Source organism: Streptomyces sp. NPDC091282 (genome assembly GCF_044757385.1).
Lineage (GTDB): Bacteria > Actinomycetota > Actinomycetes > Streptomycetales > Streptomycetaceae > Streptomyces > Streptomyces gramineus.
Genome location: NZ_JBIVUX010000001.1, coordinates 363455 through 386407 on the forward strand (window position 1 = coordinate 363455; position 22953 = coordinate 386407).

The following is a 22953-nucleotide window of genomic DNA, read 5'->3' on the forward strand; positions in this document are numbered from 1 at the left end:
ATACGGCGCAAACCCCTCGATCGGGGGGCCTGTGGCGTACTCCATCCGCTGCCGAGTCCCTGATCAGCGGGCTCGTCCCAGGAGGATCTCAGGTCCCGGCCGCACCCGGAGTCTCGCCGAGCACATGGAGCTGGGTGGCGACGGCGTGGAAGGCCGGAAGCTCGGCCGCGGCGGCCTCCAGCTTCAGCAGCGCGTCGAGGGCGCCGGGCTCGGTGTCCACCAGGACGCCGGGGACGAGGTCGGCGAAGACCCGCACGCCGTGCACGGCGGCGACGGACAGCCCCGCCTCCTCGACCAGCCCGGTCAGCTGCTCGGCGGTGAAGCGGCGCGGCATGGGGTCGCCGCTGCCCCAGCGGCCGTCGGGGTCGCCGAGGGCCTGCCGGGCCTCCTTGAAGTGCCCCGCGAGGGCGCGTGCGAGCACGGCTCCGCCGAGTCCGGCGGCGAGCAGGCTGAGAACGCCCTCGGAGCGCAGCGCGGCCACGGTGTTGCGGACGCCCGCGGCCGGGTCGTCGACGTGCTCCAGGACACCGTGGCAGAGCACCGCGTCGTGGCCGCCGCGCTCGACCACGTCGAAGAGCCCGAGGACGTCGCCCTGGACGCCCTTGACCCGGTCGGCGACACCCGCCTCGGCGGCGCGCCGCTCCAGCGCGAACAGGGCGTTGGGGCTGGGGTCGACGACGGTGACGCGGTGCCCGAGGCGGGCCAGGGGCACGGCGAAGTTGCCGCTGCCGCCGCCGGTGTCGAGGACGTCCAGCACGTCCCGGCCGGTGGCCTTGACCCGGCGGTCGAGGGCCTCCTGGAGTACCTCCCAGACCACGGCGGTACGGAGAGAAGCGCGGGGTCGTGTGGGGTCCGGCACGGCAGTTGACTCCTCGGCGCGGCACCGCCTGTTGCCCGGCGGCGCGAACTCGGTGCCTTCCCGGCCCGGAGTGCGGGAGGAGGGAAGGCTTCAGGCGTTCTCCACCCTATTGCCTCCGCCGCCCCGCGATACTCCCCGGCGCCCGGCCCCGGTCCTCCCGCGCCGGGCGTCCGGCCCCAGGTCACCCCGCGTCGGGCAGCCCCCTGTCCGCGGAGCCGTCCGACGGCTCGCCGTCCTGTCGGCGGGGCTGCGGCAGCACCGGCTGGAGGATGAGCATCCGCTCGACCAGGCGGAGGAACATCTCCACGTCACGTATCAGGTCGTCGGCGTCGCGGCGGCCCGCGGCGCCCTGGATGCCCGCCACGGCGCGGGCCCGGCGGCCGGCGCCGGAGGCGAACAGGGCGCTCCACTCGGTGAGCTCGGGCGCCACCTCGGGCAGCACCTCCCAGGCGCTGCGGATGCGGGCCCGGCGCCGGGGCGAGGTCTCGGGGCGGGCGCGGGCCGCGAGGACGGCGGCCGCGGTGCGCAGGGCCGCCAGGTGGGCGGTCGCGTAGCGCTCGTTGGGGGTGTCGAGGAGGACGGCCTCGTCGAGGGCGGCGTGGGCCTGGGTGAGCAGGTCGAGGGCGGCGGGCGGGGCCGTGGCCCGGCGGAGCACGGGGTGTACGTCGCTCGCCGGGCCGGTCAGTGAGGGGGCAGGGCCGGTGGGGCGGCGCCGGTGGGCGGCGGCCGCTGAGGAGTTGGCCATGACGAACCTCCTGTCGTCTGGGTGACGGTTCCCTTACTCGGGGTGCCGTATGTGCCCATCGTGCGGTATGGCACTGACAATCCGTTCTGACCTGCGGTTTTGCTTCGCTCGCGAGTTCGGGCTACTTTTTGCACTGACCAGTCAGTTCAAATAGAGGCCGCTCCGGACGCCGCTCCGGCGCGGACACCACCGCGAGGAACAGGGGGGACCTGTGGACGGCGTACCCGTCACGGCCGAGGGGTTCGGGCTCAAGGGCCCACGCGGCTGGGCGTTCCAGGGGATCTCGCTGGACGCCGGGCCCGGCGCGCTGATCGCGGTGGAGGGGCCGTCCGGCTCCGGCCGCACCTGCCTGCTGCTCGCGCTCACCGGCCGGATGAAGGCCACCGAGGGCACCGCGGCGGTCGGCGAGGCCCGGCTGCCCCGGCGGTCGGCGGCCGTGCGGCGGATCAGCGCGGTGGCCAACGTCGCCGGGGTCACCGACCTCGAACCCGCCCTGACCGTGGGCGAGCACCTGCGGGAACGGGTCCTGCTGCAGCGCCGGTTCGGCGACTCGCTGCGTGATCTGGTGCGGCCGCGGGGCGAGCGGACCGCGCGCGCGGAGCGGCTCACCGGCGACGCGCTCGCCGCGGCCGGGCTCGACCTGGAGTCGCTGCCGAAGGGCGCGAGGACCGCCGTGCGGGATCTGGAGCGGATCGAGGCGCTGCGGCTGTCGGTGGCGCTGGCCCTGGTCGGCCGGCCGCGGCTGCTGGCCGTGGACGACGCCGACCTGAAGCTGTCGGCGGCCGAACGGGCCGAGGTGCGGGCGCTGTTGGCGGCGATCGCCGAGGCAGGCACGACCGTGGTCGCGGTGTGCGGCGAGGCCCTGGACGGGGCCGTCGTGGTGCGCACGGGAACCGTGCGCGAGAAGGGGACCGGGATGCCCGAGGGCCCCGCGACCGGGGAGGAGACCGGCGATGCGCTCGCCACGACTGGCCGCTCTTGAGCTCAGGCGCTTCGGACGCGGGAGGCTGCCGCGCGCGGCCCTGGTGGCCCTGCTGGTGCTGCCGCTGCTGTACGGCGCGCTCTACCTGTGGTCGTTCTGGGATCCGTACGGGCGGCTGGACCGCATCCCGGTGGCGCTCGTGAACGACGACAAGGGGGCGAGCGCCGACGGGCAGAAGATCACCGCGGGTGCCGACATCGTCGACGGGCTGCGGGACAGCAGGACGTTCGACTGGCACCGGGTGAGCGCGGCCGAGGCCCGGCGGGGTGTCGAGAACGGCACCTACTACCTGTCGCTGACCATGCCCGCCGACTTCAGCTCGCGGATCGCCTCCAGCGCCGGCGACTCCCCGGAGACCGGCGCGCTCCAGGTGCGCACGAACGACGCGAACAACTACATCGTCGGCCAGATCTCCCGCACGGTCTTCAACGAGGTGCGCTCGGCCGCCTCCGCCAAGGCCTCCCGGTCCTTCCTGGACCGCATCTTCATCTCGTTCGCCGACATCCACGGGCAGACCGTCAAGGCCGCCGAGGGCGCCGACACGCTCACCGGTGGCATCGGGAAGGCCGAGAAGGGCTCGAAGGACCTCGCCGACGGACTGAAGGACGCCCAGTCCGGCAGCGGGAAGCTCGTCAAGGGGATCAAGAAGCTGGACACCGGCTCGGGGACCCTCAAGGACGGTTCCCGGCAGGTCGCGGACGGCACCCGGACCCTCGCGGACCAGGTCGACGGGGTGTACGGCAAGGTCGGCCCGTATCTGGCGGACAACGAGAAGACCATCGGGGACACGGCACGCCTGGTCGCCGACTCGGCGCGGACCGTCCGCGGCAACCTGGACGTCCTGGTGAAGGCCGCCCCGGTGGCCGCGAAGTCCGCGCACACGGCCGCCGCCACGCTGGACGAGGTCTACCGGGCCCGCTGCTCGGCCGGGCTGCTCGACGACCCCGTCTGCCCCGATCTGAAGAAGGCCAGGGACGCGGCCGACGACGTGGCCGCCGTCGCCGACGACCTCGACACCCTGATCGCGGACCAGCACGACGACCTGAAGACGCTCGACGCCGACCTCGGCGTCCTGCAGAAGCAGGCCGACGCCCTCGCCGACCGGGCCCCGCACCTCTCCGAGGACGTCGCCGACGCCGTCAAGAAGATCGACAAGCTGAACGACGGCGCGGCGCGGGTGGCCGCGGGCGCCGCCCGGCTGCACTCCGGTCTCGGCACCGCGCTGACCGGCGCGACCGGCCTGGACTCGGGTCTCGGCAAGCTCAGGATCGGCGCCGACGACCTGAGCGGCGGGATGTACAAGCTGGTCGACGGCTCCGGCCGGCTGGCCGGCGGCCTGCACGACGGCGCGGCGCGGATCCCCGACTACGGCACGCAGGACCGCGACCGGCGCACCGGCGTGATGGCCGATCCGGTCCAGCTCGCCTCCAGGGACCTGCACAAGGCGCCCAACTACGGCACCGGGTTCGCCCCGTACTTCATCCCGCTGTCCCTGTGGGTCGGCGCGATGGTGGCCTACATGCTGATCCAGCCGCTCAACCGGCGGGCCCTGGCGGCGGGTTCGTCGGCCTGGCGGATCGCGCTCGCGGGCTGGCTGCCGGTGGTCGCGATCGGGGTGCTCCAGACGGCCGCCCTGATGGCCGTCCTGCACTGGGCGATCGGCCTGGAGATGGTCCACGCGGCCGGGACGGTCGGGTTCCTGTTCCTGGTGACGGCGTGCTTCGCCGCGATCGTGCAGTGGCTGAACGCGCGCTTCGGGGCGGCCGGACGGATCCTGGTGCTGGCGCTGCTGATGCTCCAGCTCACCTCGGCGGGCGGTACGTATCCGGTGCAGACCAGCCCCGGCTTCTTCAACGCGATCCACCCGTTCCTGCCGATGAGCTACATCGTGGAGGCCCTGCGGAGGCTGATCACGGGCGGCGGACAGGGCCCGGTGTGGCAGGCCTGCGCGGTCCTGACGGCGTTCACGGCGGGCGCCCTGGCGCTCACCGCCCTGTCGGCCCGGCGCCGCCAGGTGTGGACGCTGGACCGGCTGCATCCGGAGCTGACCCTGTGAGGAGACCGAGGTCCGCCCCCGCGGTGTCCGCGGGGCCCGCCGTTCCTGTGAGAATCGGGGCCATGGAAAGCAGCAGCACCACGGGCGGCAGCACGCGCCGTGAAGCCACCCGGCAGAAGCTCTACGAGGCGGCCGTCACCCTCATCGCCGAGCAGGGCTTCTCCGCCACCACCGTGGACGAGATCGCCGAGCGTGCCGGGGTCGCGAAGGGCACGGTCTACTACAACTTCGCGAGCAAGTCGGTCCTCTTCGAGGAGCTGCTGCGGCACGGCGTGGGCCTGCTCACCGCGTCCCTGAAGGAGGCCGCCGAGCGGACCGCGCGCGAGGGCGGCAGCCGGGTCGACGCCCTGGACGCCATGATCCGCGCGGGTCTGGTCTTCATCGACCGCTATCCGGCCTTCACCCAGCTCTACGTGGCCGAGCTGTGGCGCACCAACCGGGCCTGGCAGTCCACGCTGATGGTGGTCAGGCAGCAGGCGGTCGCGGTCGTCGAGGGCGTGCTGCGGGAGGGCGTCGACAACGGCGAGTTCAGCGACGAGATCGACGTCCAGCTGACGGCGGCCGCGCTGGTCGGCATGGTGCTGGTGGCCGCGCTGGACTGGAAGTCCTTCCAGCCGGAGCGCTCCCTGGACGACGTCCACGCGGCGCTCTCCCGGCTGCTGCAGGGGCGGGTCAGCGGGAGGGGCTGAGCCCGGCGCCGGGCCGCCGTGGCCGCGTCCCCCGCGGGCCGCCGCCGGACCGGCGCCTTGCGTGCATCCCCGTGTCTCGCTTCCGCCGACGATTCGGCGGAAGGAGCGGTCGAGGGCGCCGGCGCCGTTCCGCCGCCCCGTGTCGGCGGTACCGGTCCCGGCGCCCTTCTCCGTGCCTCCACTGTCTCGTTCGCGCAGGTCGCGGCCCATCCGCGCGCGTACTCATCTCACCGCATGAGTAGCCGTACTCAGTTCCAGGCGCCCGGGCCCACGACGCGCGGGCGCGAACTGGCTACGATCGCGTCCGTGTCCGTACTCCCCTTGGTCTTCACCAGCGGCTGGGCCAGCGGAATCAACGCCTACGCGGTGGTGCTGCTGCTCGGCCTGTTCGGCGCGACGGGCCTGAGCGACGACGTCCCCGCGACGCTCCAGCGTCCCGAGGTGCTGATCGTCGCGGGCGTGCTGTTCCTGTGCGAGTCGGTCGCCGACAAGATCCCGTACGTCGACTCGGTGTGGGACTCCGTGCACACGGTGGTCCGCCCGGTGGCGGGCGCCTGGGTCGGCGCCCTGCTCGCCGGGCAGAGCGGCTCCCTGTCGGACGTGGCCGCCGGGCTGATCGGCGGCTCGACGGCGCTGGCCAGCCACACCGTCAAGGCCGGGACCCGGATGGCGGTGAACACCTCGCCGGAGCCGTTCAGCAACATCGTGCTGAGCTTCGCCGAGGACCTCGGGGTCGGCGCGATCGTGTCGTTCGCGATGTTCCACCCGCTGGCGGCGGCGATCGTCGCCGCGGTGCTGCTGGCCACCGGCCTGATCGTGCTGGTGTTCCTGATCTCCCGGATCCGCCGTTTCCGGCGCCGCCGCGCCCAGCGCCGGGAGGAACGCCGGCTCGCGGCCCAGGGGGGCCGGCCGCCGGACTGACGGGCCGCCGGGCCGGGCTGTCGGTGCCGGTCGATACAGTCGCGGTCATGGGACGGATTGCGGTGATCGGCGCCGGGATGGGCGCCATGGCGGCGGCCGCCCGGCTGGCCGTCGCGGGCCACCGGGTGACGGTGTACGAGCGCACGGAGACGTACGGCGGCGCGGTGCGCCGGTTCGAGCGCGACGGGTTCGCCTTCGACACCGGCCCGGGGCTGCTGCCGCTGCCCGCCGTCTACCGCGACCTGTTCGTCAAGACCGGCAAGGAGCCGCTGGAGGACGTGGTCGAGCTGGTCCAGGTCGACCCGTCGGCCCGGCACGTCTTCGCGGACGGCACCGAGGTCGCGCTGCCGAACGCGTCCCGCGCGGGCGTCGTCACCGCATTGGACGAGGCGCTCGGGGCGGGCGCAGGACAGCGCTGGGGCGACTTCCTGGTGCGGGCCCGGGAGGCCTGGGACCGCACCCGGCGTCCGCTCCTGGAGGAGCCGCTGTGGCCGAACTGGCAGGTGCTGGCCGAGCGCGAGCCCTATCCGTCGGTGCCGCACAAGAAGCTGCTGCGCACCCGCCGGGCGGGCACGCTGGCCGAGATCGGCGCCTGGGAGCTGCGTGATCCGCGGCTCGCCGCCCTCCTGGACAGCCACGCGCTCGCGTACGGCCTCGATCCCAGGGTCACCCCGGCGAGCGCGGCGGTGCTGCCGTACCTGGAGCACGCCTTCGGCACCTGGTACGTGCGCGGCGGCCTGCGGGAGCTGGCGCGGGCGGTGCACGAGCGGTGCGTGCGGCGGCGGGTGGAGTTCGTGTTCGGCGCCGAGGCCACCGCGGTCCTGGAGAAGGACGGCCGGGCGGCGGGGGTGGAGTTCGCCGACGGGTCGACGGCCGAGGCCGATGTCGTGGTGGCCGGTGTGGCCCCCGAGGCGCTGCGCCGGCCCCCGGCCGCGGCCGACCCGGTGCCCCGGACGGGGCTGCCGAGCCGGCTCACCGTGCTGCTGGCGCTGCGCGGCGGGCGGCCGGAGGGGACCGCGCACCGGACGGTGGTGCACGCGGCGGACGCGGGCGCGGAGCTGGACGGCCTGTTCGGCTCGGGGCCCGCGGCTCCCGGGACGGTGACGGTGCTGCGGCCCGACGACCCGGCCCTGGTCCCGGACGCCGGGCACGAGGCGGTCGCGCTGGTCTCGGCGGTGCCCGCCGGGAGCGACGGCCGGGACCTGGCGGAGCAGGCGGTCACGGCCGCCGAGCGGGCCGTGCCGGGGCTGCGGGAGCGCATCCTGTGGCAGGAGGTGCGCACCCCCGCGGACGTCGCGGCGGAGACCGGCGCGCCCGGCGGGGCGGTCCCGGCACCGGCCCTGGCGGCGGGCGCCGGTGCGCTGCTCCGGCCGGGCAACACCACGGGGCTGTCAGGTCTGTTCAGCGCCGGGGGCTGGGCGCATCCCGGTGGCGGGCTGCCGCACGCCGGCATGTCCGGGGCGCTGGTGGCCGGGCTGGTCGTGGAGGGGCCGGAGTTCCGCGGCTCGCAGTGAGGCGCGGCCCGCGCCGGGCGGCGCGGCGGCCTCAGAAACGGTACTGCTCGTCGTACCCGGTGCCCTGCCGGTCCTGCTGCCGGCCCTGTCCGTCGCCGCCCTGGTAGGGGTACTGCTGCTCCTGCGGGAGTTCGCCGCCGTAGTTCTCGTCGGCGCGCTGCTGCGGGACCCAGACGCCGCCCGCGGGGGTCTCGCCGTAGCCGCCGTTGCCGTACTGGTCCTGGGTGTAGCCCTGCTGGTCGTACTGCTGGGTGCCGTAGGACTGGTCGTACCCCGCGCCGCCGTAGGTCTGGTTGCCGATGTACGGGTCGGAGTAGTTGGCGTACTGCTGCTGGGCGCCGGTGTCGTAGCCGTACTGCTGCTGGCCGTACCCGGAGTAGTCGTAGGCGTAGTTCTGGTCGGTGCCCTGGGCGGCGTACGGCTGCTCCTGGCCGGGGGCGGCCGCGTAGGCCGGGTCGTCGTACACGCCGTAGGAGCCGGTGTCGTCGGGCATCGGCTGCGGCTCGTAGACCGCCGTGGACTCGGCGGCCGTGGACTCGGCGGCGCGGTTCGGCGAGAAGACGTCGTCGCGGTCGTAGTCGTCGCCGTAGGACGCGTCGCCGCCGGTGATGTACGCGGCGCGCTGGGCGCCGTCGGCCTCGTCCGGGGCGTCGGCCTGCGGATCGCGGCCCTCGTCCGGCTCACCGCGGCGGCGCTTGACCGGGCGGCCGTCCTCGCCGTCCGCGCCGGGCCGCTTGACCGCCCAGCCGGACTCGAACCCGCGGCGGAACGACAGCGTGACGTAGGTCTGGCCGACCGCGAAGGCGATCGCGCCGATCCCGATGACGATCACCGACGGGATCAGGACACCGAACACGACGCCGACGAAGCCGCCGAAGGCGAGCAGCCGCCAGCGCAGCCGCGCCTTGTACTGCAGCAGCACCTCGCCCAGCAGCCACAGCGCGACGATGCCGAACGCTACGTAGAGGACCGTCCAGCCCATGTACGCCCCTCTCCCAATGACCGTTACGCAGTGTGTCGTACTCCGGTGCGACCGGTCTAGGCCCGCGGGGGTTGGTGCAGGCCCAGGTTCTCGTGGATTTCCAGCGTCGCCGTGGAGCTGTTGAGCGTGATGAAGTGCAGTCCGGGGACGCCCTCGGCCAGCAGCCGTGCGCAGAACTCCGTGGCGAACTCGATACCGATGGAGCGTACCGCCGCCGGATCGTCTTTGGCTGTGAGGATCCGCTCTTTCAGGGCGTCCGGGACGGAGGCGTTGCTGAGTTTGGGCAGTCGTTCCAACATCTTCACACTGGTGACGGGCAGGATTTCCGGAATCACCGGGGTCTCGCAGCCGGCCGCGGCGACCCGGTCGCGGAGGCGAAGATAGGACTCGGGGCGGAAGAACATCTGCGTGATGGCGTAGTCGGCGCCCGCGCGGCACTTGTCGACGAAGTGCCGGACGTCGGTGTCCCAGTCGCCGGAGCGCGGGTGCATCTCGGGGAAGGCGGCCACGCCCACGCAGAAGTCGCCCGACTCCTTGATGAGGCGGACCAGTTCGGCCGCGTAGGTCAGGCCCCGCGGGTGCGCGACCCACTCCCCCATCGGGTCGCCGGGCGGGTCGCCGCGCACCGCGAGCATGTTGCGGATCCCGGCGTCCGCGTACTGCCCGATGATGTTGCGCAGTTCGGCCAGGGAGTGGTCGACCGCGGTGAGGTGGGCGACCGGGGTGAGCGTGGTGTCGGCGACGATCTGCTGGGTCTCCTTGACCGTGCCCGCGCGGGTGGAGCCGCCGGCACCGTAGGTCACGGAGACGAAGTCGGGGGCGACCGCCTCGACCCGCCGGAGCGCGCTCCACAGGTTCCGCTCGCCCTTGGGGGTTTTCGGCGCAGAGAACTCGAACGAGTACGTGGTCTTGCCGGAGGCGAGCATGTCACGCACAGTGCGTGCGCGGTCAGTCCTGGTGGATGCGGTTCCAAGGGCCATACCCGCAGGTTAGCCAGGGCCGGACGGTCACCCAACCGGACTCGGGGGATTCGTCCGGGATTGTCGGTCCCGTGTCCGGATACTGGACATGTTTCCGGACGGCCGGGCCGGGCCGCTACGCCGACCGCAGCCGCTTCGCGAACTCGGCCGCGGCGGCGCCCGGGTCCTTCGCCTCGGTGAGCGCGCGGACCACGACCACCCGGCGGGCGCCCGCGTCCAGCACCTGGTCCAGGTTGCCCAGGTCGATGCCGCCGATGGCGAACCAGGGGCGGTCCGTGTCCAGGGCGGCGGTGTACCGCACCAGGTCGAGGCCGGGCGCGTGGCGGCCGGGCTTGGTGGGGGTGGGCCAGCAGGGACCGGTGCAGAAGTAGTCCACGCCGTCCTGGACGGCGGCCGCCGCGGCCTCGGCGGCGGCGTGCGTGGAGCGGCCGATCAGGACGTCGGGGCCGAGGACCGCCCGGGCGGCGGGCACCGGCAGGTCCCCCTGGCCGAGGTGGAGCACGTCGGCGCCGGCCGCGTGGGCGACGTCCGCGCGGTCGTTGACCGCGAGCAGCCTGCCGTGCCGGGCGCAGGCGTCGGCGAAAACGGCGAGGTGGTCCAGCTCCTCGGCGGCCTCCATGCCCTTGTCGCGCAGCTGCACGATGTCGACACCGCCCGCCAGCACCGCGTCCAGGAACGCGGCGAGGTCGCCCTGCTCCTTACGGGCGTCGGTGCACAGGTAGAGCCGGGCGTCGGCCAGCCGGGCGCGGGCGGTGTCGGTCATGCGGTGTCCCCCGTGGTGTCGGTACTGCCTGCCTCAGACGGCGAGCGCCTGGGCGCGGCGCTTCACCTCCGTGCCACGATTCTCGCTGAGTGCCTGCGCGGGGGTGCCGGGCAGGGTCTCGTCGGGCGTGAAAAGCCACTCCAGCATCTCTTCGTCCGTGAAGCCGTCGTCCCGCAGCAGCGTCAGGGTCCCGGACAGGCCCTTGACCACCTTGTCCCCGTCGATGAAGGCGGCGGGGACGTGCAGCGCCCGGTTCTCACCACGGCGGACGGCGATGAGCTGGCCCTCCTTGACCAGCTGCCGCACGCGCACCACATCGATGCCGAGCATCTCTGCGATGTCGGGGACGGTGAGCCAGGCGGGGACGAGAGCATCGGTCTTTGCGTCAATCTCGGTCACGGGGTCAAGGGTAGGCGTTTCGGCGGGCGGGGTGCGATCGGTGGTCGCCCGGACGCGGCGGCGCCGTGCATCGGCGCGCCGCTCCTCCCCCGCCGCCCCTAGACCGGTTCCGCGGTCGCGTTCTTCAGAGGGCGGGCCGGGTCGGCCAGCGCCTCGGCGTCCATCCGGCGTCCCGCCTCGATCAGGCGGCGGCCCTGCGCCAGGTCGCGCGGACGGCCCACCGCCAGCAGGGCGACCAGGCGGTCCTCGCGCAGCCAGCAGACGCTCCAGGACGGGCCCGCCGGATCGCCGCGCCACACCAGCCGGTCGGCCGCCGCGTGGTGCCCGGCGTACTGCACGAAGCGGCCGAACTGCTCCGACCAGAAGTACGGCACCGGGTCGTAGACCGCGTCGGACTCGCCGAGGATGTTGGCGGCCACCGTGCGCGGGCCCTGCAGGGCGTTGTCCCAGTGGTGGACCAGCAGGCGCTCGCCGTAGCGGCCGGACGGGAAGGAGGCGCAGTCGCCGACCGCGTAGACGTCCGGGACGCCGGTGCGCAGCCGGTCGTCGGCGAGCACGTCGCCGTGCCGGCCCAGGCCGATGCCGGAGCCGGCCAGCCAGGCGGTCGCGGGACGGGCGCCGATGCCGACCACGACGGCGCCCGCGGGCACCCGCGAGCCGTCGTCGAGCACCACGGCGCCGGGTTCGACGCGTGCCACGCGCGTGTGCGTGCGCAGGTCGGCCCCGCTGTCGGCGTACCAGGCGGCCATCGGCGCGGCCACCTCGGCCGGGAGCGCTCCCGCGAGCGGGCGGTCGGCGGCCTCCACGACGGTCACCGCGCAGCCCGCCTCGCGGGCCGCGGTGGCGAACTCGGCGCCGATCCAGCCCGCGCCGACCACCACGATGTCGTGCTGCCGGGCGAGCACGGGCCGCAGCCGCTCGGCGTCGTCCAGGGTGCGCAGCAGGTGGACGCCGGGCACGCCCTCGGTGCCGGGCAGCGTGACCGGTTCGGCGCCGGTGGCGAGCACCAGGACGTCGTACGGCACCGGGCCTGCCTCGGTGTCCAGCTCGCGGTCGGCGAGGCGCACGCCGAGCGCGTCGCGGCCCAGCGCCAGCTCGATGCCGAGCGTCTCGAAGTCCACCTCGAAGGCGGAGCCCTCCGCCTTGCCGAGCAGCACCGCCTTGGAGAGCGGCGGCCGGTCGTAGGGCTGGTGCGGCTCGGCGCCGATCAGGGTCACCGTGCCGGTGAAGCCCTGTTCGCGCAGGGCCACGGCGGTCTGCACGCCGGCCATGCCCGCGCCGACGACGACCACGCGCCGCGTCTGTGACGTGCTCCGTCGCTGCGTCTGCTCGCTCACGTGATCACCATAGACACGAACGATAGACAACTGACAAAGAGTCAGTCAGCGGGCGTGCTGAGTGACCTGTTCCACACCGCCCGGGCAGGCCGTCTTACGGGGGCGCGGCGGCGCGGGCTAGGGTGGCCGGGAAGCACACGCGGGAGCCCGGACGCACCGGGCTGAGAGGGAGGCTGGCGGCCTCCGACCGTACGAACCTGATCCGGGTCATGCCGGCGAAGGGAGGGGCTGGACGCCCATGTCCGCACATACGTCCGACGTCCTCGTCATCGGGGGCGGCATCATCGGCCTGGTCACGGCCTGGCGGTCCGCGCAGCGCGGGCTCGCCACCGCTGTCGCCGACCCCGAACCCGGCGGCGGGGCCGCGCAGGTGGCGGCGGGGATGCTGGCCGCGGTCACCGAACTGCACCACGGCGAGCAGACCCTGCTCGGGCTCAACCTGGCCTCCGCCCGCCGCTATCCCGGCTTCGCCGCCGAACTCACCGAGCTGACCGGCCACGACCTCGGCTACCGGCGCTGCGGCACGCTCGCGGTCGCGCTGGACGCCGACGACCGCGCGCACCTGCGCGACCTGCACGCCCTCCAGCAGCGGTCGGGGCTGGACTCGGCCTGGCTGTCCGGACGGGAGTGCCGGCGCCTGGAGCCGATGCTGGCGCCGGGTGTGCGCGGCGGGCTGCGGGTGGACGGCGACCACCAGATCGACCCGCGCCGGCTGGCGGCCGCGCTGGTGACCGCGTGCGAGCGGGCCGGGGTGGTCTTCCACCGCGACTGGGCCGAGCGCCTGGAGGTGGTGCGGGAGCGGGCCACCGGCGCCGTCACCCGCGCGGGGCAACGGCTGGCCGCGGACCGGGTGGTGCTCGCCGGCGGCAGCCTGAGCGGGCGGCTGGCGGGCGTGCCCGAGGACGTGCTGCCGCCGGTGCGGCCGGTGAAGGGGCAGGTGCTGCGGCTGACGGTGCCCGCCCGGTACGCGCCGTTCCTCAGCCGGACCGTGCGGGCCGTGGTGCGCGGCGGCCACCTGTACCTGGTGCCCCGGGAGAACGGCGAGCTGGTCGTCGGCGCGACCAGCGAGGAGCTGGGCTGGGACACCACGGTCACCGCGGGCGGCGTGTACGAGCTGCTGCGCGACGCCCACGAGCTGGTGCCCGGCATCACCGAGCTGCCGCTGACCGAGACCCGGGCCGGGCTGCGCCCCGGCTCCCCCGACAACGCGCCGCTGCTCGGGCCGACCCGCCTGGACGGGCTGCTGCTGGCCACCGGGCACCACCGCAACGGGGTGCTGCTCACGCCCGTCACGGGAGACGTGATGGCGGAGCTGCTGACCGGCGGGGAGCCGCCGGAAGAGGCCCGCCCGTTCACGCCGAAGCGTTTCGGCCCCGTCCCCGGCGCACTCCTGGAGCAGACCGCATGAACATCTCCGTCAACGGGGAGCGCCGGGTGATCGACCCGGGCACCGCTCTCGACACGCTCGTCAGGTCCCTGACGGCCGCGCCGTCCGGGGTGGCCGCGGCGGTCAACGAGACCGTCGTACCGCGCGGCGAGTGGCCGGGCACGGCGCTCGCCGAGGGTGACCGCGTGGAAGTCCTGACCGCCGTACAGGGAGGCTGAGCCATGGCCGACGACCCGTTCGTGCTCGCAGGGACGGCCTTCTCGTCCCGGCTGATCATGGGAACCGGGGGTGCGCCCAGCCTGGAGGTGCTGGAGCGGGCCCTGGTCGCGTCCGGGACCGAGCTGACGACCGTCGCGATGCGGCGGGTGGACCCGGGCGTGCGGGGATCCGTGCTGTCGGTCCTGGAGCGGCTGGGGATCCGGGTGCTGCCGAACACGGCGGGGTGCTTCACCGCCGGGGAGGCCGTGCTGACGGCCCGGCTGGCCCGGGAGGCGCTGGGGACCTCGCTGGTCAAGCTGGAGGTCATCGCCGACGAGCGGACGCTGCTGCCGGATCCGATCGAGCTCCTCGACGCGGCGGAGACGCTGGTGGACGACGGGTTCACGGTGCTGCCGTACACCAACGACGACCCGGTGCTGGCCCGGAAGCTGGAGGACGTCGGGTGCGCGGCGGTGATGCCGCTGGGGTCGCCGATCGGGTCGGGGCTCGGGATCCGCAACCCGCACAACTTCCGGCTGATCGTCGAGCACGCGCGCGTGCCGGTGATCCTGGACGCGGGGGCCGGCACCGCCTCCGACGTGGCGCTCGCGATGGAGCTGGGCTGCGCGGGCGTGATGCTGGCGTCGGCGGTGACCCGGGCGCAGGACCCGGAGCTGATGGCGTCCGCCATGCGGGCAGGGGTGGAGGCGGGACGGCTGGCCCGGCGGGCCGGCCGGATCCCCTTCCGGCACTTCGCCGAGGCGTCGTCACCCGCCGAGGGCCGGGCCGTCCTGGACCCCGAGCGGCCGGCCTTCTGAACCGCCGGCCCGTGCCGGGTGCGTCACAGCTGCGCTGCAAGTCCATGGGGAAATCTGTCTCACCTGTGGGGGTTTCGGCCGGGGCTCGTACACTCGCGGGGTGGATACGACGCTTCAGGACCCCCTGGTCGGGCAGGTGCTCGACGGCCGTTACCGCGTCGACGCGCGGATCGCCGTCGGCGGGATGGCCACGGTCTACCGGGCCCTGGACGTCCGGCTGGACCGGGTGCTCGCGCTGAAGGTGATGCATCCGGCGCTCGCCGCCGACGGCTCCTTCGTGGAGAGATTCATCCGGGAGGCCAAGTCGGTCGCCCGGCTGGCCCATCCCAATGTGGTCCAGGTCTTCGACCAGGGCACCGACGGGCCGTACGTCTATCTCGCCATGGAGTACGTCGCCGGCTGCACCCTGCGTGACGTGCTGCGCGAGCGCGGCGCGCTCCAGCCGCGGGCCGCGCTGGACATCCTGGAGCCGGTGCTGGCCGCGCTGGGCGCCGCGCACCGCGCCGGTTTCGTGCACCGGGACATGAAGCCCGAGAACGTGCTGATAGGGGACGACGGGCGGGTCAAGGTCGCCGACTTCGGGCTGGTGCGGTCCGTGAACACCGTCACGAGCAGCACCGGCGCCGTGCTGGGGACCGTGGCGTACCTGGCGCCCGAACAGGTCGAGAACGGCGCCGCCGATCCCCGCGTCGACGTCTACGCGTGCGGGGTCGTCCTGTACGAGATGCTCACCGGGGAGAAGCCGCACGACTCGGACTCGCCCGCGGTGATCCTCTACAAGCACCTCCACGAGGACGTGCCGCCGCCGTCCGCCGCGGTGCCCGGCCTGGCGTACGAGCTGGACGAGCTGGTCGCCCACGGCACCGCCCGCGATCCCGGGGCCAGGCCCTACGACGCCGTCGCGCTGCTGGCGCTGGTCCGCCGGGCGCGGGCCGCCCTGCGGGACGACCAGCTGGACGCCGTACCGCCGCAGGCGCTCGCCGCCGCGCACGACATAGCCGAGGACCGGACGAGCGTCATCCCCCGTTCGCTCACGGTGCCGGCGCCGCTGCCGGTCGGCGAGCCGGACGACCGGACCCTGACGACCAGCCGCTTCGAGGCACCGCCGGTCCCCGAGGGCCGGCACGGGACCCGCCGAAGGTCCCGGCGCGGGGTGGTGACCCTCGTCGTCGCCGTCCTGCTCCTCCTCGGCGCCGGCACCGGGATCTGGTACATCAACTCCGGGCAGTTCACGAAGGTCCCGCCGCTGCTGTCGAAGACCGAGGCACAGGCCTCCGCGCGGCTGAAGGACGCCGGGCTCGACATCGGGAAGGTCGAGCACGCCTACAGCGACACGGTGCGGCGGGGCACGGTGATCAGCAGCGACCCGGCGCCCGGCCGGCGCATCCGCAGCAACGACTCGGTGACGCTCACCATCTCGGACGGCCCGGAGTCGGTGGCCGTGCCCGACGTGCAGGGCCGCACGCAGGCCCGCGCCCGGGAGCTGCTGAAGGCCGCCGGGCTGGAACCGGGCATGGTGACACGGGAGTTCAGCGACGACGTGCCCAGGGGTTCGGTGATCTCCACCGATCCCGGGGCCGGAAGCAAGCGGCACGCGGGGACGGCGATCGCGCTCGTCGTCAGCAAGGGTTCGCAGGTCGACGTGCCCGACGTCACCGGCGACGACCTCGACGAAGCCCGGCAGGAGCTGCAGGACGCCGGACTGAAGGTGACCGTGTCGGCCACCGAGGTCACCTCCGAGTACGACCAGGGGCAGGTGGCCCGCCAGACCCCGGCCGGCGACGCGAAGGCCGCCGAGGGCGACACGGTGACGCTGACGCTCTCCAAGGGCCCGGAGATGGTCGAGGTGCCGAACGTGGTCGGGGCGAGCGTCGACGACGCGACCAAGCTGCTGAAGCAGTCCGGCTTCGAGGTCAAGGAGGACCGCGGGCTGCTCGGGCTGTTCGGCGACACCGTGAAGGGACAGTCGGTGGACGCCGGGCAGCAGGCGCCGAAGGGATCGACGATCACCATCACCATCCGGTGACCGCCGCCGGCGCGCGGCGTGACACCCTTGACGGGTGAACAGCCTCCCGTCCCCGCTCCCCCGCAACCCCGTCGGCGGTCACGTCCCGGTCGCCGGCGGCCTGCACTCGGTCGGGCTGTCCTACGCCCGTGAGCTGAAGGCCGAGACCGTGCAGGTCTTCGTCGCCAACCCGCGCGGCTGGGCCACTCCGGCGGGCAGCCCGAAGCAGGACGAGGCGTTCCGCGAGGCCTGCGCCGCGGAGTCGGTCCCGGCCTACGTGCACGCTCCGTACCTGATCAACTTCGGCTCGCACACCGAGGCGACCGCCGAGCGGTCGGTCCAGTCGCTGCGGCACTCGCTGCGGCGCGGGCGGGAGATCGGCGCGCTCGGCGTCGTGGTGCACACCGGCAGCGCGACCGGCGGGCGGTCCCGGGAGGTGGCGCTCAAGCAGGTACGGGCGTACCTGCTGCCGCTCCTGGAGGAGCTGACCCACGACGACGACCCGTTCCTGCTGCTGGAGTCCACCGCCGGGCAGGGCGCCTCGCTCTGCTCGCGCACCTGGGACTTCGGGCCGTACTTCGAGGCGCTGGACGCCCACCCGAAGCTGGGCGTCTGCCTGGACACCTGCCACGTCTTCGCCGCCGGCCACGACCTGACCGGGCCGAGCGGGATGCACCAGACGCTGGACCTGCTGGTCTCGACGGTCGGCGAGGGACGGCTGAAGCTGATCCACGCCAACGACTCCAAGGACGTCGTGGGCGCGCACAAGGACCGGCACGAGAACATCGGCTCCGGGCACATCGGCGAGGATCCGTTCCGCGCGCTGATGACCCATCCGGCGACCGAGGGCGTGCCGCTGATCATCGAGACGCCCGGCGGCAAGGAGGGGCACGCCGCGGACGTCGAGCGCCTCAAGCGGCTGCGCGAGGGCTGACGGCGCCCGCTCAGCCCAGCGCCAGCGGCACCGCCGCCAGCAGCAGTCCCGCCCCGAGCAGCGCCATCGACCCGCGCAGCCACCGGTACTTCGCCGAGAGGATGACGCTGACGTCCTGGAACTGGGTGAGCAGCCAGCCCACCCGGTCCGCGCCGGCCGCGGCGGCGGCGCCGCGCAGCGCCTCCGTGTCGGCGGCGAGGGCGTCGGCGTAGAACGTCGGGCCCGGTGCCGAACGCAGGGTGCGGGTGCGCGGCACGATCACCGCGAGCAGCAGCAGGGTGCCCGCCGCCCACAGCACCGCGCCCGCCGCGAGGAACACCGCGGCGGGCCCGGAGACGCCGGGCGTCCCGCGCCCGAGGACGAGGGCGGGGACCGCCACGGCGCCGGAGAGCAGGACGGACGCCTTCACGTCCGCCCTGCCCACGTCCTCGCGCACGGTCAGCAGCAGCCGTTCGGCGACGTAGTGCGCGGCCGCGTCGGGATCGGTGGGTGTCACCGGCGTGCCTCGGGGCTGGCGTCGTCCTCCACCCCCGTGCCCTCTCCCGGGACCGCGTCCACCGGCGGCAGCGGCGGGACCGGCGGCGCGCCGGCCGCGAGCATCGGCGGCGCGGGCGGCATGGGCGGCATCGGCAGCGAGGTCGGGGCCTGCGGCAGGCCGTTCGGGAAGACGCCGGTGGAGACCGTGCGGCTGAAGTCGATGAGGGCCTGGACCTGGTCGTCGATCTGGTGGCGCTGTACGACGCCCTGGTTGATCAGGTTGGTCAGGTAGTCCAGGGCGCCCTGGCGCTGTTCGCGGGCCTGCTGCTGGAGCACGCCGAGGATCTCGTGCGCCCGGCTCGGGTCCGAGGCGAGCATGTGGGCGTACTGGACGGTCTCACCGGCCGTGATCAGCTTCTGCGCGTCGTCCATGTTGGCGGCGATCCGCGCCTTGGTGACGTTGTCGATGGCCTCCTGGACGACGCTGCCCTTCTCCACCGCGACCATCTGCGCCTGGTGGTCGGCGGCCGCCTGGCCGAGGTCGATCCGGACGAACACCTGGGTGGCGAGGCCGAGATCGGCGCCGAAGTCGCTCCACCGGCCGCTGGCCAGCTCGTCCTGGATCGCCTCGTCGACCTGCTGCGCGGAGTCCAGGCTGTGGCGGCGGCTGAGGCCGCGCAGCCGGGCCTCCAGCGACGGGCGCAGCATCCGCTCGACGTCGACGACCCGCTTCTCGGCGGCCTGGTAGAAGTCGTGCACCTCCCAGTTGACGTCGGCGCCGGCCCGGAACCGGGAGCGGTCGCCGTAGGTGGGCAGCTCCAGCTGGAAGGAGACCTGGTGCTGGCCGCGGGCGATCCAGCACACCGAGGTGGGCTTGCCCATCAGCGGCTTGTTGTGGTGCTCGGCCCCGCGGACCGTGAGGACGCTGTGCCCGCCGTTCTTGTAGTAGAGCACCGAGGCCACCTGGCTGTTGCGGTGCCGGTAGGCGGCCTGCGGGGCGAACTCGCGGACGAAGGGGCCTCTGAGGTCGTGCGGAAGGACGAACTCCTCGTCCTGGGGCGGCCACGGCTGCCCCCACTGGTTGTGCGTCATGGTGTACTCGCTCCCTGGACCGCGCCCCACAGGCGGCGGACCTGCTGGTCGTTGAGTGGTTGGTCGGGGTCTTCGGTCAGTTCCTTGATCAGGCCGAGCAGCCGGTTGCGGTCGTCGTGGCCGTGCACGAGCAGCGGCAGGAACCGCTCCAGCGCTCCGGCCCAGGGCTGGTCGGCGGAGTCCCGCAGCCAGTCGGAGACGGTCTCGACCGCCGCCTCGTAGGACCGAGAGGTCTGCAGCGCGGTCCACAGGAGCCCGGCGAGTTCCGCGGCGAGGGCGGGCCGGACGTCGGCCAGGGCCAGCATCAGCGGCCAGTCGCCGTGCGCCTCCAGGTCCTCGTGGCGGCTCCACAGGTCGACGACGGAGACGCCGGCGAGGTAGACCGTGCTCTGCAGGCCGAGGTCCTGGTGGGTGCGGCGCTCGTCGGAGAGCCAGGCGCGGATCCGGCGCAGGACCGGGGCCTCGGGGTGGGCGCCGGCGAAGTGGGCGACCTGGAGGGCGGCGGCCGAGCGCAGCGTGCCCTCGTTCCAGACGCCGATCCCGCCGAGCAGGTCGAGCGACTCGCGGACGGTGTCCGTGGCCCGGCCCCGGCCGAGCACCGCGCCGGCGGTCCAGCGCAGTTGCTCGTCGCCGTGGAGCGCCCAGGAGCCGGTCAGGGCGCGGACGGCGCTGCCGACCTCCGGGGTGCGCGCGGCGACGTCGAGCACGGTCGCGGCGAACAGCCGGCGCGGCGCCCGCTCGGACTGGGCCATGGGCCCGACCAGTTCGTGCACGGTGTGCGAGAGGTCGAAGCGGCACAGCTGTCCGGCGGCGACCGCGGCCCGCACCCAGACCTGCGGGCGGGTGTCCTCGCAGAGTCCGGCGAGCCAGCGCAGCACGGGTCCGCGGGCGTTGTGCCGGTGCTCCCAGAGGTGGCCGAGGACGGCCGGGGCCAGTGCCTCGCCGCCGAACCGGACGGTGCGGACCTGGACCTCCTCGGTGCCGACCTCCTCGGTGCCCAGGGCGGCGACCGCGCGGGCGGAGGCCAGCCGGGCGTCGACGCCGTCGCTGAACAGCGGCCGTCCGGGAGTGGCCTCCGGGTCGACGGTGACGGCCAGTTCCCAGGCGAGTTCCTCGGCGGCCTCGGCGACGGCGCTGAGGGAGGCTCCCTGCAGGACGGCGACGGAGATCCGGTAGGCCGCGTCCCGCAGCCGTTCGGGGGTCTCGGAGCGGACTCCCCCGGCGAACCATTCGGCGGCCTGGCGCGTGGCGAACTTCCGGCATTCGGCGAGGAGTCCGTCGTGGGTCAGCTCGTCCCTGCTGTGCCGGGCGAGGAGTTCCGCGAAGCGGGCGGCCTCCGCCGGCCGTAACTCGTCCAGGCCGCGCGCCTCCAGGACGTCCGGGTCGAGGGCGGTCGCGCGGGCCCGTTCGTACAGCTCGGGTTCCGAGGCGGCCAGTTCGAGTCCGAGGTGGCCTTCGAGCACGGCCGCCGGGGCGGCCGGGGCGTGGGCGCGGTGGTAGCGGCCGCCGCGGGAGAGGACGTCACCGGCCTCGGGAGTGGCCAGCAGGACGGCGTACGCCTCCTTCCTGCCGAGCAGTTCGCAGAGCCGGTCGAGGCCGGTCTCGTCCGGCAGGCCCGCGGCGCTCGGTTCCAGGGCGTAGCCGTGGCCGTCGTGGATCTGGTCGTCGTCCAGCCGGTCCAGGTCGGTGCGCGGGTCGAGCCGGGAGACCTGGCCGCGGGTGAGGTCGTCGAGCAGGGACAGGGCGGTGTAGGCGCGGCCGGTGCCGGGCTGGCCGTAGAGCACCAGGAGGCGGCCGGCGCGCAGTTGCTCGCGGTGCCCGCCGTAGTCGGCCGGTTCCTGGAAGACGCGGCGCAGGCGGCGCAGTTCGTCCTCCGGGAGCGGGCCGGCCAGCAGGCGCTCGGCGGTCTGCCGGCCGTAGAAGTTCATGGTGCCGACGGACTCGGAGCTGATGAGGGTGCCGGACCCGTGCTGGCTCAGGGTGGAGCGGTAGATCCGGGAGGCGGCGGCCGCGGCGCCGGGCAGCGCCTCGTCGCCGAGCGGGTTGGCGGCGGAGCCGCCGATGACGTCGGCCCTGTCCTCGGACGCGCCGCCGGAGTCGGCACCGCCGGCCGGCCGGTCCGGCTCGGCCTTCTGCTGCGGCTGCGGCTGCTTGGGCTGCGGCTGGGCCTTCGCGCCGCCCGGCGGCGGCGCGGGGTTCTGTGCGTTCACCGGCCACCGCCGCGGCGGTCGATGTTGACGGTCTCGATCCGTTCGGGGGCGAAGACGTCGCCGTCGCCGTGCTGGTGGATCTGCACGAGGCGGCCGACGCCCGTGGTCTCCGCCGAGGTCCGCGGCCGGGAGGGCTGCTGCGGCGCCGCGTCGTCCGCGGTGTCCCGGCCGCGGTCCCGCGCCTGTCGCGCCGGGGGCGCCGGCTCCTCGCGGGAGGTGTCGGGCTCGGGCGGCCGGGATCGTCCGGGGACCATGAACCAGGCGGTGGTGCGGCCTTCCTTCAGCTCGACGTCGTGGCGCCGGTAGTGCTCGGGGTCCACCCAGCGCCCGCCGGGCAGGACGAAGTCCTCGTGCACCCGGTCGGAGGCGGCCACCACCAGGGGTGCGCCGTCCGCGGCCTTGAGGATCGCCTTCGCCACAGCGCAGTCGGCCAGCCGGCAGGCGAGGTCGACGGCGCGTCCCGAGCGGCCGTGGGCGTCGGCCGTGACCCGCCCGATGTGCAGGCCGACGCGCAGCCGCAGCGGTTTCCTGACGTGCCGGTTGCTCTCCCGCAGGTTCTGGTAAAGGTGCTCCACCCATTCCCCGAGGACCCGGACGGGCGGCACGTCGGGTGCCAGCACGCCGAGGATGCCGTCGCCGCGGTCCTCCTGGTAAAGGCGCGGCGGGCGGATGCCGGCCTGTTCGAAGGCGGTGCCCGTGACCTCGTACAGTCTGCGCCGCATCTCGGGTTTCTCGGTGTCGGACAACAGGCCCGAGCCCTGTGCGTCCACGTTGACGATGAAGCCGTAGGCGGCTTCCCCCTCCATCGTTCTCTCCTCCCTGCCGTCCCGCCGGGACACCGGCGCCCGCGATGCGATGCTCGCGGACCCGGCCGGTCACCGCTGTAGCCGTTTACACAGCGCGGGAAGTCGGCGGTTGTCAGGTCTGCGTGCCGTGCGGCTGTCCGGCGGCGAGCAGCCGCAGCGGGTCCAGGTCGGCGACGGCCAGGGTGCCGGGGCCGGTGCGGACCAGCCCCTGCTCGCGCAGCAGGCGCAGGGCCTTGGCGACGGCCTCGCGGGTGGAGCCCACGGAGGCGGCCAGTTCGTGCTGGGCGAGGGGCAGGCGTATGGTCACGGCCTCGTTCTCCGGCCGGCCGGTGCGGTCGGCGAGTTCGACGAGGCGTTCGGCGAGCCGCTGCAGCACGGTCATGGAGGCCAGGGCCCGGCGCTCGTGGTCCGCGCTGCGCAGCCGCTCGGCCAGCTGGATCGTCATCAGCGCGTTGGCCCGCGGCCGGGCGGCCAGGAACCGCCGGAACCGCTCGCCGGGCACGACCAGGCCGGTGACCGGGCCGAGGGTGCTCACCGAGGCGCTGCGCGGGCGGCCGTCCAGCGCCGCCATGTCACCGACGACCTCGCCGGCCCGTCGCAGCGCCAGGATCAGCCGGCCGCCGCGTTCGGTGGGTGTCCACACCGTGCACCAGCCGCTGAGCAGGACCACCGCGAACGTGGTCCGGTCGCCCTCCGCGAGGACCGTGTCGTCGGGCGGGTACTCGTGCCGGGTGCCGAGTCCGGCCAGTGCCTCCCGGTCCCCCGGACCGAGTCCGCCCATGAAGGTATGCCGCTCTCC

General features: G+C 74.3%; 22 protein-coding genes and 1 riboswitch. Of the genes, 10 read left to right on the plus strand and 12 right to left on the minus strand.

Going from position 1 to position 22953, the window contains the following annotated elements; genetic code table 11:
• Nucleotides 1-88: 88 nt before the first annotated feature.
• Nucleotides 89-859 (minus strand): methyltransferase, encoded by a 771-nt coding sequence (locus ACIQOE_RS01700; protein WP_351325186.1) that lies wholly within the window; start codon nucleotides 857-859, stop codon nucleotides 89-91.
• A 181-nt stretch (nucleotides 860-1040) separates the two neighbouring features.
• Nucleotides 1041-1604, minus strand: a complete 564-nt coding sequence (locus ACIQOE_RS01705) for an SAV_6107 family HEPN domain-containing protein (RefSeq protein ID WP_351325187.1) — start codon at nucleotides 1602-1604, stop codon at nucleotides 1041-1043.
• Between the two features lie 211 nt (nucleotides 1605-1815).
• On the opposite strand from ACIQOE_RS01705, the gene ACIQOE_RS01710 reads away from it, so the two are divergent.
• The 5 genes from ACIQOE_RS01710 to ACIQOE_RS01730 all read left to right on the plus strand — a co-directional run bounded on the left by ACIQOE_RS01710 (nucleotide 1816) and on the right by ACIQOE_RS01730 (nucleotide 7766).
• A complete protein-coding gene (locus tag ACIQOE_RS01710; RefSeq protein WP_401408951.1) occupies nucleotides 1816-2586 on the plus strand; it encodes an ATP-binding cassette domain-containing protein in 771 nt (256 codons plus the stop codon).
• Complete coding sequence (locus ACIQOE_RS01715; protein ID WP_401408954.1) at nucleotides 2558-4642, plus strand: YhgE/Pip family protein; 2085 nt, start codon at nucleotides 2558-2560, stop codon at nucleotides 4640-4642. Before ACIQOE_RS01710 ends, ACIQOE_RS01715 begins: the two co-directional genes overlap by 29 nt.
• Before the next feature lie 62 nt (nucleotides 4643-4704).
• Nucleotides 4705-5331 carry a TetR/AcrR family transcriptional regulator gene (locus ACIQOE_RS01720; protein ID WP_351935707.1) on the plus strand — a complete coding sequence of 209 codons (627 nt, stop codon included), beginning with the start codon at nucleotides 4705-4707 and terminating at the stop codon, nucleotides 5329-5331.
• Nucleotides 5332-5637: 306 nt separating this feature from the next.
• A complete protein-coding gene (locus ACIQOE_RS01725) occupies nucleotides 5638-6252 on the plus strand; it encodes a DUF4126 domain-containing protein (protein ID WP_351325194.1) in 615 nt (204 codons plus the stop codon).
• 47 nt (nucleotides 6253-6299) lie between these two features.
• Complete coding sequence (locus tag ACIQOE_RS01730; RefSeq protein WP_399008402.1) at nucleotides 6300-7766, plus strand: phytoene desaturase family protein; 1467 nt, start codon at nucleotides 6300-6302, stop codon at nucleotides 7764-7766.
• Nucleotides 7767-7797: 31 nt separating this feature from the next.
• On the opposite strand, the gene ACIQOE_RS01735 is transcribed toward ACIQOE_RS01730, so the two are convergent.
• The 5 genes from ACIQOE_RS01735 to ACIQOE_RS01755 form a co-directional block, all read right to left on the minus strand.
• Nucleotides 7798-8748, minus strand: coding sequence for a hypothetical protein (locus ACIQOE_RS01735; protein ID WP_401408959.1), 951 nt, complete (start codon nucleotides 8746-8748; stop codon nucleotides 7798-7800).
• Nucleotides 8749-8804: 56 nt separating this feature from the next.
• Nucleotides 8805-9728: a methylenetetrahydrofolate reductase [NAD(P)H] gene (gene metF, locus ACIQOE_RS01740; protein WP_362639352.1), complete on the minus strand. Its 924-nt coding sequence runs from the start codon at nucleotides 9726-9728 to the stop codon at nucleotides 8805-8807.
• Nucleotides 9729-9843: 115 nt separating this feature from the next.
• A complete protein-coding gene (gene thiE, locus ACIQOE_RS01745) occupies nucleotides 9844-10491 on the minus strand; it encodes a thiamine phosphate synthase (protein WP_351325200.1) in 648 nt (215 codons plus the stop codon).
• Nucleotides 10492-10524: 33 nt separating this feature from the next.
• Nucleotides 10525-10890, minus strand: coding sequence for an Rv2175c family DNA-binding protein (locus ACIQOE_RS01750; RefSeq protein ID WP_362639354.1), 366 nt, complete (start codon nucleotides 10888-10890; stop codon nucleotides 10525-10527).
• Between the two features lie 98 nt (nucleotides 10891-10988).
• Complete coding sequence (locus ACIQOE_RS01755) at nucleotides 10989-12227, minus strand: FAD-dependent oxidoreductase (RefSeq protein WP_365569993.1); 1239 nt, start codon at nucleotides 12225-12227, stop codon at nucleotides 10989-10991.
• A gap of 129 nt (nucleotides 12228-12356) precedes the next feature.
• Nucleotides 12357-12468, plus strand: a riboswitch (TPP riboswitch).
• Here ACIQOE_RS01755 and thiO point away from each other — a divergent pair.
• From thiO to ACIQOE_RS01780, 5 genes are all read left to right on the plus strand, one after another.
• On the plus strand, nucleotides 12466-13635 hold the full coding sequence (gene thiO, locus ACIQOE_RS01760; protein WP_365555236.1) for a glycine oxidase ThiO: 1170 nt from the start codon (nucleotides 12466-12468) through the stop codon (nucleotides 13633-13635). Its footprint overlaps the riboswitch before it by 3 nt.
• A complete protein-coding gene (thiS, locus tag ACIQOE_RS01765; protein WP_351325207.1) occupies nucleotides 13632-13832 on the plus strand; it encodes a sulfur carrier protein ThiS in 201 nt (66 codons plus the stop codon). The genes thiO and thiS overlap by 4 nt, the downstream gene beginning before the upstream one ends.
• A 3-nt stretch (nucleotides 13833-13835) precedes the next feature.
• A complete protein-coding gene (locus tag ACIQOE_RS01770; RefSeq protein ID WP_351325208.1) occupies nucleotides 13836-14630 on the plus strand; it encodes a thiazole synthase in 795 nt (264 codons plus the stop codon).
• A gap of 100 nt (nucleotides 14631-14730) precedes the next feature.
• A complete protein-coding gene (pknB, locus tag ACIQOE_RS01775; protein WP_365555233.1) occupies nucleotides 14731-16656 on the plus strand; it encodes a Stk1 family PASTA domain-containing Ser/Thr kinase in 1926 nt (641 codons plus the stop codon).
• A gap of 34 nt (nucleotides 16657-16690) precedes the next feature.
• Nucleotides 16691-17569: a deoxyribonuclease IV gene (locus tag ACIQOE_RS01780; RefSeq protein ID WP_362639361.1), complete on the plus strand. Its 879-nt coding sequence runs from the start codon at nucleotides 16691-16693 to the stop codon at nucleotides 17567-17569.
• A gap of 10 nt (nucleotides 17570-17579) precedes the next feature.
• On the opposite strand, the gene ACIQOE_RS01785 is transcribed toward ACIQOE_RS01780, so the two are convergent.
• From ACIQOE_RS01785 to ACIQOE_RS01805, 5 genes are all read right to left on the minus strand, one after another.
• Entirely contained in the window at nucleotides 17580-18065 is a 486-nt protein-coding gene (locus ACIQOE_RS01785; protein ID WP_401408967.1) for a Pycsar system effector family protein, read from the minus strand.
• Complete coding sequence (locus ACIQOE_RS01790) at nucleotides 18062-19138, minus strand: hypothetical protein (protein WP_401408970.1); 1077 nt, start codon at nucleotides 19136-19138, stop codon at nucleotides 18062-18064. The genes ACIQOE_RS01785 and ACIQOE_RS01790 overlap by 4 nt, the downstream gene beginning before the upstream one ends.
• Nucleotides 19135-21348 carry a hypothetical protein gene (locus tag ACIQOE_RS01795; RefSeq protein WP_401408973.1) on the minus strand — a complete coding sequence of 738 codons (2214 nt, stop codon included), beginning with the start codon at nucleotides 21346-21348 and terminating at the stop codon, nucleotides 19135-19137. The genes ACIQOE_RS01790 and ACIQOE_RS01795 overlap by 4 nt, the downstream gene beginning before the upstream one ends.
• The gene (locus ACIQOE_RS01800; RefSeq protein ID WP_365569983.1) at nucleotides 21345-22154 is read right to left on the minus strand and encodes a hypothetical protein; all 810 of its coding nucleotides are present in this window, start codon (nucleotides 22152-22154) and stop codon (nucleotides 21345-21347) included. Before ACIQOE_RS01800 ends, ACIQOE_RS01795 begins: the two co-directional genes overlap by 4 nt.
• A gap of 112 nt (nucleotides 22155-22266) precedes the next feature.
• On the minus strand, nucleotides 22267-22935 hold the full coding sequence (locus ACIQOE_RS01805) for a Crp/Fnr family transcriptional regulator (protein WP_351325218.1): 669 nt from the start codon (nucleotides 22933-22935) through the stop codon (nucleotides 22267-22269).
• Nucleotides 22936-22953 lie beyond the last annotated feature (18 nt).

Bases quoted from the DNA above. Each gene is read 5' to 3' on its own strand.
- ACIQOE_RS01705 (WP_351325187.1), bottom strand. From the start codon at position 1,604: ATGGCCAACTCCTCAGCGGCCGCCGCCCACCGGCGCCGCCCCACCGGC.
- ACIQOE_RS01715 (WP_401408954.1), top strand. From the start codon at position 2,558: ATGCGCTCGCCACGACTGGCCGCTCTTGAGCTCAGGCGCTTCGGACGC.
- ACIQOE_RS01720 (WP_351935707.1), top strand. From the start codon at position 4,705: ATGGAAAGCAGCAGCACCACGGGCGGCAGCACGCGCCGTGAAGCCACC.
- ACIQOE_RS01730 (WP_399008402.1), top strand. From the start codon at position 6,300: ATGGGACGGATTGCGGTGATCGGCGCCGGGATGGGCGCCATGGCGGCG.
- ACIQOE_RS01735 (WP_401408959.1), bottom strand. From the start codon at position 8,748: ATGGGCTGGACGGTCCTCTACGTAGCGTTCGGCATCGTCGCGCTGTGG.
- metF (WP_362639352.1), bottom strand. From the start codon at position 9,728: ATGGCCCTTGGAACCGCATCCACCAGGACTGACCGCGCACGCACTGTG.
- thiE (WP_351325200.1), bottom strand. From the start codon at position 10,491: ATGACCGACACCGCCCGCGCCCGGCTGGCCGACGCCCGGCTCTACCTG.
- thiO (WP_365555236.1), top strand. From the start codon at position 12,466: ATGTCCGCACATACGTCCGACGTCCTCGTCATCGGGGGCGGCATCATC.
- thiS (WP_351325207.1), top strand. From the start codon at position 13,632: ATGAACATCTCCGTCAACGGGGAGCGCCGGGTGATCGACCCGGGCACC.
- ACIQOE_RS01770 (WP_351325208.1), top strand. From the start codon at position 13,836: ATGGCCGACGACCCGTTCGTGCTCGCAGGGACGGCCTTCTCGTCCCGG.
- ACIQOE_RS01790 (WP_401408970.1), bottom strand. From the start codon at position 19,138: ATGACGCACAACCAGTGGGGGCAGCCGTGGCCGCCCCAGGACGAGGAG.
- ACIQOE_RS01800 (WP_365569983.1), bottom strand. From the start codon at position 22,154: ATGGAGGGGGAAGCCGCCTACGGCTTCATCGTCAACGTGGACGCACAG.
- ACIQOE_RS01805 (WP_351325218.1), bottom strand. From the start codon at position 22,935: ATGGGCGGACTCGGTCCGGGGGACCGGGAGGCACTGGCCGGACTCGGC.